This is a genomic window from Paenibacillus sp. MER TA 81-3, assembly GCF_023713585.1.
Taxonomy (GTDB): domain Bacteria; phylum Bacillota; class Bacilli; order Paenibacillales; family Paenibacillaceae; genus Paenibacillus_B; species Paenibacillus_B profundus.
In genome coordinates this window covers 229,836-242,973 of the sequence record NZ_JAMAWB010000005.1, presented here as the reverse complement: position 1 = coordinate 242,973, position 13,138 = coordinate 229,836, and the positions used below count along the sequence as shown (strand labels likewise).

The 13,138-nt window shown below is 40.9% G+C and carries 9 protein-coding genes; 1 reads left to right on the top strand and 8 read right to left on the bottom strand.

Features of this window, described 5'->3' with window-relative positions; genetic code table 11:
• Nucleotides 1-130 precede the first annotated feature (130 nt).
• The 3 genes from M3650_RS09070 to M3650_RS09060 form a co-directional block, all read right to left on the bottom strand.
• Entirely contained in the window at nt 131-2,860 is a 2,730-nt protein-coding gene (locus tag M3650_RS09070; RefSeq protein WP_251573967.1) for a glycosyltransferase, read from the bottom strand.
• 67 nt (nt 2,861-2,927) lie between these two features.
• A complete protein-coding gene (locus M3650_RS09065; protein ID WP_483311735.1) occupies nt 2,928-4,205 on the bottom strand; it encodes a glycosyltransferase in 1,278 nt (425 codons plus the stop codon).
• Entirely contained in the window at nt 4,177-5,421 is a 1,245-nt protein-coding gene (locus M3650_RS09060; protein WP_251573962.1) for a glycosyltransferase family 4 protein, read from the bottom strand. Before M3650_RS09060 ends, M3650_RS09065 begins: the two co-directional genes overlap by 29 nt.
• A gap of 681 nt (nt 5,422-6,102) precedes the next feature.
• On the opposite strand from M3650_RS09060, the gene M3650_RS09055 reads away from it, so the two are divergent.
• The gene (locus M3650_RS09055; RefSeq protein ID WP_251573960.1) at nt 6,103-6,762 is read left to right on the top strand and encodes a hypothetical protein; all 660 of its coding nucleotides are present in this window, start codon (nt 6,103-6,105) and stop codon (nt 6,760-6,762) included.
• Between the two features lie 50 nt (nt 6,763-6,812).
• Here M3650_RS09055 and M3650_RS09050 read toward each other — a convergent pair whose 3' ends face one another.
• From M3650_RS09050 to M3650_RS09030, 5 genes are all read right to left on the bottom strand, one after another.
• Complete coding sequence (locus M3650_RS09050) at nt 6,813-7,733, bottom strand: YitT family protein (RefSeq protein ID WP_251573958.1); 921 nt, start codon at nt 7,731-7,733, stop codon at nt 6,813-6,815.
• Between the two features lie 205 nt (nt 7,734-7,938).
• A protein-coding gene (gene prfB, locus M3650_RS09045) for a peptide chain release factor 2 (protein ID WP_251573956.1) occupies nt 7,939-9,055 on the bottom strand; the annotation gives its coding sequence in 2 pieces (ribosomal slippage) (nt 7,939-8,982 and nt 8,984-9,055; 1,116 coding nt in all).
• 133 nt (nt 9,056-9,188) lie between these two features.
• Nucleotides 9,189-11,699: a preprotein translocase subunit SecA gene (secA, locus tag M3650_RS09040; protein ID WP_251573953.1), complete on the bottom strand. Its 2,511-nt coding sequence runs from the start codon at nt 11,697-11,699 to the stop codon at nt 9,189-9,191.
• Between the two features lie 380 nt (nt 11,700-12,079).
• Nucleotides 12,080-12,622, bottom strand: a complete 543-nt coding sequence (gene hpf / locus M3650_RS09035) for a ribosome hibernation-promoting factor, HPF/YfiA family (protein WP_251573951.1) — start codon at nt 12,620-12,622, stop codon at nt 12,080-12,082.
• A gap of 252 nt (nt 12,623-12,874) precedes the next feature.
• Nucleotides 12,875-13,072, bottom strand: coding sequence for a cold shock domain-containing protein (locus tag M3650_RS09030; protein ID WP_019424729.1), 198 nt, complete (start codon nt 13,070-13,072; stop codon nt 12,875-12,877).
• Nucleotides 13,073-13,138: the final 66 nt, after the last annotated feature.

Sequence of the window (13,138 nt, the reverse complement as noted above, 5' to 3'; positions counted from 1 at the left end):
TCCATTTTCTATTGAATAAGACACTAAATTCTCTAAAGTGGCTTTGCACATGTCCCCTATTTATAGCATTCCTAATATATCAACTGACTCCTTCTTCCAACAGTAATTACCTTCATAATCCCCCCCCCCTTTATCTGGTTCTAAATATATTTTCAATTATTGTCTCACAATGTGAACGTGTACCTTTTGTTAAATATTTCTCCCTATTACTCTGAAATGAACAATGAGAATATTGACCCTTGGATTGTTGTAATATATTCTGAAGAACACTATCTAGATCCATTACCACCGGTCCAAACAATGCTTTCTTATGATCTATCGGTCCTTCATTATAGTGACTAGAATAAAACTCATCATAATCAAATTGATAAAAAATAACGGGCTTATTCATATAAGCAAAATCAAATGAAACTGTAGAATAATCTGTAATAAGTAATCGGTGTCGCTTTAACAAATTTTGAACTGTTTCTTCCCCTTGTTTAATGAGTTTAATTCGTTCATGAAACACAGGCGTTTCTGCGCCAAATCTTTGCGTTTGATAATGTGGGAAGAACGTTAACGTTAAATCTTGCTCTTCTAAAATTCGATGTAATTCTCCGCTGTGCAAAAATTCCATATACGTTTGCCAATAGTGCGATTCTTCCAATTGCTCTTTCGTTTTAATCCAACTTCTCCACGTTGGCATGAGTAAAATTTCATTTCCCTTACTCTCATCTTGTAAGGCATCCCAACGTGCAAGCCCTGTTACAATTACTTCATCTTCTGCGTAACCATATTCTTTTACGATATGATCTTTTTCAAATTGAGAAGATACGACAAACAAGGAATAGCCCATTCTATTTTTATTTAATACATGATTTACCCGGCTTACGCCAATCACACCGTGCTGAATGAAGATTTTCTCATTTCGTTGCCATTCCGGATAATACTTTAAAATATGTTTATAAGCATCCGTATACATATTCGCTGTTTCTGAATAACTGTTTATCGTCTTATTACAATTCAACAAATAGAATGTGTGTTTAAAGCTTCCGAATTGGATTATATTTCCTAGTTCCTTGACATTTTTATAATCATTACATTCCTTATCAATAACATAAAAGATCGGAATCTCAGGGTGTTTCTTTCGAAGATATGTAAACAAATGATAGGAATTATCTTGTGCAGTATCTTCTCTCTCTCCGATTAACCATATCTTCTTTTTACGAAAATAAAAACCAAATAGTTTATATGCAACAATCGCAAAAAAAGCGGCATAATGTTTCCGCTTGCAAAGGCCAACATCATATCGCATTGCTCGCTTGATTTCACGATATTTACTCATTGCTTTCTGCATATAATTACATTTACGAATACAAATCGCAGCTTCGCTATTTTTATACAGCATTCTAATTTCAAATAGATTTGAAATTAAATGCTTTGTATTATTGCGCAACTGTGCTAATAGCACCTTCATTGGCTCTTCAACAACAGTATTTCCTTTGATGAGGCGTATAGATATTTTCCATTCTCCTTCTTCTAACCAATCACTTATATTAATTTCGACTGTTTCAAAACCAGCATCATTATAGTCAATTGTATTGTTAGAAAAAAGATATGTTACATCGGTACGTAACGAATTACTTAATTGAATTGTTTTAGTACTTCCTTTTCTACGAAATACAAGTTCTTTTTGTATTCGCTTTGTAGACATGTTTTCAATAAATGCATATCCACTAATCGATAGAACTGATTGACGAAGTTTTATGCCTTCGATTCGATGGTTTAATACCAAATTTCTAACTTGTAAAAAAGTCTTATATTGAGGAAAAAAACGATAAAAATAATGATAATATTGTTTATCTTCACAAATCATCTCTTTAGAAATAGAGTCATCTTGAATAATGATTAAAAATTTCTCTAGAGCTATGGAATCATGCTCCATAATTATTTCTGTCACTAATTGATCACGTACATCTAAGTCCTCTGTAGCATCCAAACCGCATAGAATTGATAGAAATTCATTTCCCAATTGAATAACTTCAGAAATTTGTTCCTTCGAAAAGCTTGCACCTTTTAAAATGATAGAATCAACAAAGAACTTCCACTGCCTTTTCTCGATGAACTGTATATAAGATTTTTTTTGATGTATCTCATACAAATTTTCTAATTTCTTTTGTAGTGCAACTAATTGTTGAAAAAACGATATAGTCGTTTTCCTTGATAAATTATCTCCACTATCTATTACTCTATAATTAAGAAGAGAAATATCCTTTACAACAATTCGATTAGCTACAAGCAAACAATGTTGTGTAAATAATAAATCTTCTCCTGCCTGCAATCCTTCATCAAAAGAGATGTTATATTGTCTACACAACTCCCTTTTAAATATTTTATTGCTGGCAGATGGTGTAAGGTGCAATTCTGGATGTGTAGCAATATGTCTGACAGTAGGTAACCGCTTCAGAAATATCTTTTTCATATAAGAAAGCGGCCAATTCTTATACTCGTTAAAACATTCAATATTCGCAATACCAATATCTGCATTTTCTTTAATTACGAGTTTATATAATTGCTCGTAAGCCATTGGATTCACATAGTCATCTGCATCTAAAAAAGTAATATACTCCCCTTGTGCATATTTCAGCCCGGTATTACGTGCAGCACTTACGCCTGCATTTTCCTGTGTATACACCTTTATGTACTTGTATTGCTTTTCATACCTTTTCAAAATCTCCGAACTGTTATCAGTTGATCCATCATCTACAACAATAATCTCAATATTTTCCAAAGTTTGACCTATAACAGAATTAAGACATTGCTCTAAATACTGCTCTTTATTATAGTTTGCAATTACTACACTTAATTTTGACTTTGTCACCATCCATCAATCCCATCTTCTAACCCCTATAATAACGTACAGATTAGAAAATTTTTTATTCATTACTCTATTGCAAACCCTTATATATATCTAAAAAAATCTCTTTTTCATTTTCCCAATTATAATTTTTCCTTGCAGTAAAACAATTTTCCTTCATTTTTTCCCTCTCTTCGGGACGGTTAAGTAAGTAGTTCACACCTTCTGCGATAGAAGCAGGGTCATGAGAATCAACACAAATACCTGTATACTCTTTCTCTACAACATGCTGAATTTCAGGAAAGCTACAAGCAACAACAGGTACGCCACTCATCATATACTCAAACAATTTATTAGATGAGGCTGAGTAATGATTAAAACAAACATTATTTAATATTTGAAAACCTAAATAAGCGTTTTTAGTGTAATGTAACAATTCATTCACAGGAACTTTAGGAATAAACTTCACTTTATTTTCAAGTTGTAATTCCAAAACCATTTTCTGCAAATCTGATTTTATTCGTCCATCACCGATAAATACAACTGTTCCTCTTTCAAACATCGGAACTGCTTGTATTAACTTATCTAATCCTCTTCCCGTTTGAATACCGCCTTGGTATAAAAGAATTGGTTCCCCTTGTGGAATTTCCAATATTCTATGTAAATCAATTTTATCGCTTTCTTCAGGTTGTGCAACGAAAGGATAATTATGAATAACTTTTGGATAGAATCCATATAAATCTTCAGCGTATTTGGCACGTGTATGATTTTCCATAATCATTACATCTGTAAATCTAATAAAGAATTTTTCCATAACTCCATAAATTTTACTATTATATCCTGTGCGACTTGTTTGTACTTCATGAGAATCATAAATCAGCTTTTTCTTTCTGAATACTTTCGCACACAGCCATCCTTGTGGCAGTGTATTTAAATCATTAGAATGATACAGATCATAATTCTTTTTCAATCCACTTTTCACCATTTGCATTAGGATATAATAACGCATGGTTAAAGTTCTTACTTTTTTTGCAGAGAATAGAATAGCAGCTAGTAGTAAAAAAGATGTTATTATAGGAAACTTCCATAATGAAAAAGTTGTAAATAATACAAATAGTAGCATTATAACCATATTGTTAATTACGAATTGTTTTACTCGATTCGCCGCCCCAAATACTTTCTGTAGGAGTGGAAGGCGATTATTTACACGCGTTACCGTAAATCCTTCTTTCCGCTGTTCCCACTTCGGCAGATCACATCGTTTCCAATCGTGAATACATATTAAATCTACTTCGTATCCGGCTTCAGCTAATGACGTACACTCCCTTAATACGCGAGCGTCATTTGTGAAGTGGTTCCATACGAACATGCATACATTCTTCGACATATTCCTTCTCCATTATTTCTGTTAAAACAGGGATATTTGTTTTCCATCGTAGATTTTCAAAAGCATATTTATATCCATTTTCACCCAATAAACTTCTTAATTCGTTATTATCGGCTAGTTTTAAAATATAACTACATATTTCGTCTACTTTCCGTTCTCGAGAAACGTATCCACACTGAGCTTTTTCAACGATTTCTGCAGCATAGCCTGATATAGCTCCAATAATAGGCTTACGCATACACATATAGTCCATTATTTTCCCAGGGAGAACTGTATTGAATACCTCATGGTTCGTAAGGCTAAGAAAAGCAATATCTGCCTCATCGATAGCTTTAATGGTCTCTGTTTTACTTTTTGGTTTAATGAATTGAACATTTTTTAGCTGCTTCTTACTTATGAGTTCTCTTAATTCTTTATTTCTAAATCCATAACCAATTATTTTAAAGTTAATTCCTGATTTATCTATCATTTTCACTGCTACATCAATCAATAGATTTAGATCCTGTGCTAATCCAATGTTTCCTGTATAAATAACTGTTAATTCTTTTTTATTTTGGGCTAATGAACTGCTTTGATAGAACAACTCACTTTCAGTTAAAGAATTGGGTAGAAATGATATTTTATCAGCATTTATTCCTTTGGAGATAATATGAGGCTTGAATTTTTCACTATTGATAAGAATATGATCCGCGTCATGATATAACTTTGTTTCTAATAAACTAGCAATCTTAATAAAAGGCTTAAAAGCAAATACACCCACTCCTATTAAGGAGTCTGGCCACAAATCCCTAATATCGAGTATTAAAGGTACTTTAAACTTTCTTTTAGCCACTAAACCTGCAACCCCAATAAATATTGCTGGCGTTGTCGCAATTACGTAATCATACTTCCCATCAATTTTTCTAATGCTCAATATAAATTTCAACGTCATCTCTAAATACAATAAAAGTCTGTTAAATATGCTATGACTATACTTGCGGGCCTTTGTATGTATCCTTATTACATCTTTCTCCAAACTTTCTTGTTCCCAAAATTGTGGATCCTTATATATGTTTCGATTTGGATAGCTTGGATTGGATGTTAATATTGTAACCTCATACCCCCTTTTTGTTAACTCCACATACATGTTTTTTATTCTATTTGCTGCACTTCCGATCTCTGGATAGTAATTTTGGGATATAATCAGAATTTTTTTCATGTATCCTCACTGCCATCACTGTAGAATTTTTATAAGCGATTACAAGTTTTACAAACGAGATTTCAACTCCATACAACCATCAAAATAATCATCAAGCGCCCTCTAGTTATACCCTAATGTCCTTAATTCCCGATTCAACCGCTTCGCCTCCACCGTCCACAATCATAAAATAACTACTTTTAATGCCTATGAATTAAGCATCAAAAGTAGTTATTCTATTACTGTCTGATATATAAAATATTTATCGTTAACACTTAAACTTTTAATACAATCTTAAAAAAAGAAAAACAAAAACAAACCTTCAGTACTAGGTACCGAAGGTTTGCTTTTGTGGGTACAGTAATATAGTATGAATATTCTATACGGGCATCTAACCCAACCTCACGTCGCACCATTGGCAATTCATGCCTAAGGATTCTTTCCCACAGCACGACCGAGTACCTCCTTTGATAACGGAAAGGAGACATTTCCGGAAAATTATAATTTTAACTTTAATTAGAATATAGACATTTATCTGAATTTGAACTACTATTCAATTTATAGAATGAAAAAGTGTATATTCATGTATTCATAATTAAAATCGCATTCATAGCTTAGATGGACCATATACTACCTAAACTGACCTATACAACATTATACAGTTTTCGACTGTTTATAACAAGGATAAGGGGCATATTGTGTATGAAAAAGATATTTTTAATTACAGCTGCAGTTATTGTCGGATTATCTGGATTAGGGTTTTGGGCATATCATCACTATACCTCTAGGGACGTTGCTACAACTGAAATTGGAGTCGAGGATAATTTCTTTGACTTCGATATTATTGTGGATAACCCCCTCCCAATATCACAACAGAATAATAAAATTGAAAACGAACCCGATTCTAACAATAAGGAAACAACATATAAACCAGATGAGCAGGAAGGTCAAAACGAGAAAACAAATGAAAGTCAAAGTGAAATCCCTACTGCTACTGCTCCTCTTACTCCAGAGGAACAAGTTAAACACAAGTTTGAACCAGTGTTTCAAAAATTAGAATCTGCTGCGCTAGATCGTCTAGATACTTTAACGAAAAACGCTTGGCAGGAATACAAAGATCATAAAGAGGGTAAATCTTCACGTTCTCTAATAGATATATCTTCGATTTACATGAGTGCAGCCAAAAAGCTAGAAAAAAAGGTTGACAATACATTTTCCAAATTAATGGATCAGATGAAAACAGAAATAAACGAATCGGGAATCAATAATGATTTACTTACTGAAATAGAGGTGCATTATAGACAAGCAATAAAGACTAAAAAATCAGAAATTATGGATAAGGTTTATGAAATCATGGGTTGATATAAAAGCGACAATAACACCTAATCGTGTTATTGTCGCTTTTACTATAATTATTGAGTTATCTGAAAGCCCTCTCCCAGCACCTCGTTCGTATCGCTTATAATGACAAACGCCTGCGGGTCAACGGATCGGACGATCGACTTCAACTTGTAGACCTCCGTCTGCCCAACGACAACCATGAGCACGGTGCGTCCCTCGCCTGTATAGCCGCCTTCCCCCTTCAGCTTCGTCAAGCCGCGGTCCAGATCATGGAGAATCGCCTCTGCCAACTGATCCGCCTCTTCACTAATAATGAACGCCACCTTTGTATAGCCCAAGCCGACCTGAACGATATCGATCATCTTGCTGGTCACAAATAAGCCAATCAGCGCATACATGGCGCTTTCGAAGGACAATAGCACGCCTGCCAAAATAATGATGACTCCATCGCAGATTGCAACCGCCAAGGACAGGTTAATCTTCCCGAACGTATGCAGAAGCTGCGCCGAAATCGCATTTCCTCCCGTTGAGCCGCGTCCGCGGAATACAATCCCGAGTCCTAGACCAAGACCGATGCCGCCAAAGATAGCCGCCAGCAGCGGATTGTCTGTCGCCGGTTCGATATGAGCAGTTAAGAAAATAAACGTCGGGAGTGCAACCGAGCCTATGAAGGTTCGTACACCGAATTGCTTACCCAAGAAGAATACACCGGTGATAAACAATGGAATATTGAATGCATATTGCGTAAAGGCCGGATTCCAACCGAATTGTTTCTGGAAAATAATGGATAACCCAGAGATCCCCCCAGATGCAATCTGATTCGGGAGCAGCAAGGCATTAAAAGTTAAAGCCATAATGAAGGCGCCAACGAGTAGCAGCACGTAGTCGAGCACAGTACGCATCGGATGCTCATAAGGTATGAGCACGCCGCCGCGCCGAGATTTCTTGGATGAATGGGAAGATGATTTCGATGACTTCGATGAGTTGGACATGGTTTCTCTCCTTTATCGGCAATACCTCTCTATACAATAGATGTGCTTGTATGTGTGGACATTACCCTACACCTATTCCAATGGACAACATTGGCTGAACCGATAGTATAGTATGCGCAGCCTTTGTTAAGTTAAAGCGATCAAGCACAGCAAAAAACCTGCCCCGATTGAAATCGGCGCAGGTTTGCTGTCGGTGTGCTGCATGTTAATTTTCTGACGATGGTTGTATTAAAGTTCGTAAATAGGCTTCAATGAACGCATCTAAATCGCCGTCCATGACAGCGCCGACATTCCCCGTCTCCACCTGCGTCCGGTGGTCCTTCACCATGCTGTACGGATGGAACACATAGGAGCGAATCTGGCTGCCCCATGCAATATCCATCTGCTCGCCACGGATCTCAGCAAGCTGCTGCCGTTGTTCTTCAATCTTGCGTTCGTACAATTTCGAACGAAGCAAGGTCATCGCGCGATCGCGGTTCTTAATCTGCGACCGTTCCGACTGGCATGTCACAACGATACCCGACGGGATGTGCGTAATCCGCACGGCGGAATCAGTAGTGTTAATATGCTGACCGCCCGCGCCGCTGGCACGATACGTATCAATCTTCAAATCTTCCGTACGAATCTCAATGTCGGCATCGTCCGTAATTTCCGGTACGACATCACAAGAGACGAACGAGGTATGGCGCCGGCCAGAAGAATCGAACGGGGAAATCCGCACAAGACGGTGTACCCCTTTCTCCGTCTTCAGATAGCCGTACGCGTTATAGCCCTTAATAAGCAGCGTCACGCTCTTGATGCCCGCTTCATCGCCTGGCAAATAGTCCAGCACCTCGACCTTGAAGCCGCGCTTCTCCGCCCAGCGCGTGTACATGCGCAGCAGCATTTGGCCCCAGTCCTGCGACTCGGTGCCGCCCGCTCCGGGATGGAGCTCCAAAATCGCGTTGAACTTGTCATACGTCTCGCTTAACAAGAGCTGCAGTTCGAAATTCTCCACGCGGGTGAGAATCTGTTCCACATTCGCCGTTAGTTCGTTTGCCAAGGACTCATCGTCCTCTTCCTCCGCCAACTCGATCATCATCTGCGCGTCTTCATAATCCTGCATCAGCTTCTGATATTCTTCCACACTGCCTTTGACGGCGTTTAATTCGGAAATAATGCCCTGCGCCCGCTCATTATCGTCCCAGAAGTCGGGAGCCGACATTTTTTCCTCATAGTTGGAAATCATCTCTTGCTTCAGATCGAGGTCAAAGAGACCCCCTAAGGTTTGTAAGTTTCGCGGCGATGTCTCGCAAATTATGGCGTACGGATGCGTCGATCATCGTAATTCACCTCGGTCCATAGTGTCTCCCCAAATAACGGGCGGCAAAGGCCGCCCGTCGCTGGAGTTGTATGAGTCGTGACGGATATGCTCCGTCAATTGGCTAGCTAGTATTCGCTTAAGGCTTCGCAGCCTTATCCTTGCTTGCCATGGCACTGCTTATATTTCTTGCCGCTGCCGCACGGACAAGGATCATTGCGGCCGACGGATTCTTCCTTCGTCACCGGGCGCTTCTCCCCAGGCTCCGCATTCGTCGACATTTTGCTCTCGTCTACGACCGCTTGACGTTCCACATTTTGCTCAACTTGCGCCTTCATGATGTAGGTGGACACTTCCTCTTGAATCGAAGCGACCATGCTGTTGAACATTTCATAGCCTTCAAACTGGTACTCGCGCAGTGGGTCAGTACCACCGTAGGCGCGCAAGTGAATCCCTTGACGCAGGTGATCCATTGCATCGATGTGGTCCATCCACTTGGAGTCAACTGCACGGAGAACGACGACCTTCTCGAACTCGCGTACTAGTTCAGGTCCGATGCGCTCCTCACGATCCGTATATTTAGCCATCACTTTGTCAAAGAGGAACTCGATAATCTCATCCTTCTCTTTGCCCCACAGGTCATCCTTCGTGATGGTCCCTTCATCCAACATATTGCGGTGCATGTTATCAACGACTTCTTGCAATTCCCAGTTCTCTGGAATATCGTCTTCGTTGCAATGCACACTGACTACGCGTTCCACGCACGGCTTAATCATATCCATAACAATTTGACGGATATTTTCTGCTTCCAGCACTTCACGGCGCTGACGATAAATGATTTCGCGCTGCTGGTTCATGACGTCGTCATATTGAAGGACGACTTTACGCAGGTCGAAGTTGTTGCCTTCGACGCGCTTCTGAGCGGACTCTACAGCACGCGTGATGAGCTTGGATTCAATTGGTTGATCCTCTTCGAATCCAAGGCGTTCCATCATGCCGAGTACGTTATCCGCACCAAAGCGGCGCATCAGCTCATCTTCGAGCGACAGATAGAACTGCGAAGAGCCTGGGTCACCCTGACGACCGGCACGGCCACGCAGCTGGTTATCGATACGACGGCTCTCATGACGCTCCGTACCGACGATATGAAGACCACCGACATCGGATACGCCCTCGCCCAAAATAATGTCTGTACCGCGACCAGCCATGTTTGTCGCAATCGTAACCTGATTCGGTTCACCCGCGCTCGCAATGATTTCCGCTTCTTCTCGGTGGTACTTCGCATTCAAGACTTGGTGCTTAATGCCTTTTTTGCGCAGCTTGTCGGACAGCAGCTCAGAGTTCTCAATCGATACCGTACCGACGAGCACTGGCTGTTGCTTCTGATGACGCTGCACAATCTCTTCTACGACCGCGTTGAATTTCGCGTTCGCCGTCTTATAGACGACATCCGGGAAGTCTTTCCGTTGGTTCGGTTTATTAGTAGGGATTTGGATAACTTCCAACCCGTAAATGCTCTTGAATTCTTCTTCCTCTGTCTTCGCCGTACCGGTCATCCCGGCCAGCTTACGGTACATGCGGAAGTAGTTCTGGAACGTAATCGTCGCCAGCGTCATGCTCTCGTTCTGTACTTCGAGCTGTTCCTTCGCTTCGATTGCTTGGTGCAATCCATCGCTGTAACGACGTCCCGCCATCATACGGCCCGTAAATTCGTCGACGATGACGATCTCGCCTTCGTTCACGACATAATCAACGTCACGGCGCATAATCGAATGTGCTTTCAGCGCCTGCTGAATGTGATGGTTCATCGTAACATTCTTCACGTCGAACAAGTTCTCGATGCCGAGCGCTTTCTCCGCCTTCGATACACCCACTTCCGTCAACGCGACTTGGCGCGTCTTCACGTCGATGGTGTAGTCTTCTTCATGCTTCAATTTGCTAACGAAGCGATCCGCAATGAAATAAAGATCCGTCGACTTCGCCGCTTGTCCTGAAATGATGAGCGGTGTACGCGCTTCGTCAACAAGAATGGAGTCCACTTCATCAATAATCGCGAAGTTGAGCGGACGTTGCACCATCTGCTCTTTGTACAGCACCATATTATCGCGCAGATAGTCGAAGCCATACTCGTTGTTTGTCCCGTACGTAATGTCGCAGGCATATGCCTCTTGCTTCATCGCATGGTCCATACCGGATAAGTTCAAGCCGACAGTCATCCCCAAGAAGTTGTACACTTGGGCCATCATTTCACTGTCACGCGTAGCCAAATAATCGTTGACCGTAACGACGTGTACGCCTTTACTTGACAACGCGTTCAAATAAACAGGAAGCGTTCCGACGAGCGTCTTCCCTTCACCGGTCTTCATCTCTGCAATCTTACCTTCATGAAGCACCATACCGCCCAGGAGCTGCACGTCATAGTGACGCATGCCTAGCGTACGCTTCGACGCTTCACGCACCGTTGCAAACGCCTCTGGCAGCAATTCATCCAGCGTATCGCCCTTCTCCAAGCGCTCACGGAATTCATCTGTCTTCGCGCGCAGTTGATCATCAGACAACTTTTCAAATTCCGGTTCCATACCACTGATAAGCTCCACGGTCTTCATTAACCGCTTCACTTCGCGTTCATTGGCGTCGCCGAATATCTTCTTCACAATTCCTAGCATGGTTAACCCCTTTCACGCAAATCCAATCGTGATTTTATGGCCGCTCCCCCTCAGGTCAGTCTGTAGAGAAAGAACGGTGACAATGACTTGTTTTGCAATAAATTGTAACAGTTTCAACAAGGTCCCGCAACCGCCGCCAGGCAAGTTTTCATACGTTTTGCGTACATTTTCATGCCGATACAGCAGTATGGTGGGAGTCTGGCTGATTTCGTAAGTGATATGAAACTTTCATAATACTATATTAATTATGTTCAAAGGAGCAATGACTACCTCTATTATACGCGAAAAGAGCCCATTCCGTTGTGGAATTAGGCTCAGTCCTTTTTTGGTATCAGGTGCAGTCTCTGCTAATTCTCAATTCCAGATTCGCTGTCCCGTTCTTAGCCTTGTTCTATTAGCCCATAGCGGCCGTCGTTCCGACGATACACCACGTTCACTTCTTTACTCTCCGAATTGGAGAACACGAAGAAATTATGTCCGATCATATTCATCTGCAGGATAGCTTCTTCCACGTCCATCGGCTTCAGCGTAAATCGCTTCGTCCGCACAACTTCGAGCATATCCTCTTCACCCGCAGGGAGCTGTGTCACTTCGTCGCTGAACAGATGGTCCGCGTTTCCCGACTGGCGGAATTTCCGGTTCACCTTCGTCTTATGCTTGCGAATTTGGCGCTCCAGCTTATCCACAACGGAATCAATAGAAGAATACATATCCTTACTGCGGTGTTCCGCCCGGAGAAGCAAGCCAGTTAATGGAATGGTTACTTCAACAATGTGTAAATCACGAATCACGCTCAACGTCACGTTGACGTCTGAGGTAGGGGGAGCTTCAAAATACCGTTCCAGTCGACTTAATTTCTTCTCGACATAGTCAAGTAGCGCGTCTGTAACTTCAATGTTCTGACCTCGAACTTTATAATTCATAGGACACTCCTCCTTTGATGTCTATATTATAACATATATTTGGGCACGGAACGAAAAAAACGGTTACAATTCGTTTACAATTCCGTATACTTTTATACCCTTGTTTGGAAGGGGTGAAACAATGATTTTACGAAGAATGATCCCCTCAGCATGTGTCACTCCACTACCTTACAAACAAAAAAACCCCAGGCTGTACAGCCTGGGGTGTGGAGCTAATCGGAATCATATATAATTCGGCTCACGCCGGAATGATTACAATTTGATTACGTTAGCCGCTTGTGGACCGCGAGCGCCTTCCACGATATCGAATTCTACTGCTTGACCTTCTTCCAAAGTTTTGAAACCATCTGTTTGGATTGCGGAGAAGTGAACGAATACGTCGTTTCCTTCTGCAGTTTCGATAAAGCCATAACCCTTCTCAGCGTTAAACCATTTTACTTTACCTTGCATGTCGATAACATTCCCTTCATCTTCAAATGCCGTGAAGATTTGTCCTTCACAAGTTTGACTATATCA

Coding starts and splice junctions, on each gene's coding strand:
- M3650_RS09065 (WP_483311735.1), bottom strand. CDS start 4,205: ATGTTCGTATGGAACCACTTCACAAATGACGCTCGCGTATTAAGGGAG.
- M3650_RS09060 (WP_251573962.1), bottom strand. CDS start 5,421: ATGAAAAAAATTCTGATTATATCCCAAAATTACTATCCAGAGATCGGA.
- M3650_RS09055 (WP_251573960.1), top strand. CDS start 6,103: ATGAAAAAGATATTTTTAATTACAGCTGCAGTTATTGTCGGATTATCT.
- M3650_RS09050 (WP_251573958.1), bottom strand. CDS start 7,733: ATGTCCAACTCATCGAAGTCATCGAAATCATCTTCCCATTCATCCAAG.
- secA (WP_251573953.1), bottom strand. CDS start 11,699: ATGCTAGGAATTGTGAAGAAGATATTCGGCGACGCCAATGAACGCGAA.
- hpf (WP_251573951.1), bottom strand. CDS start 12,622: ATGAATTATAAAGTTCGAGGTCAGAACATTGAAGTTACAGACGCGCTA.
- M3650_RS09030 (WP_019424729.1), bottom strand. CDS start 13,072: ATGCAAGGTAAAGTAAAATGGTTTAACGCTGAGAAGGGTTATGGCTTT.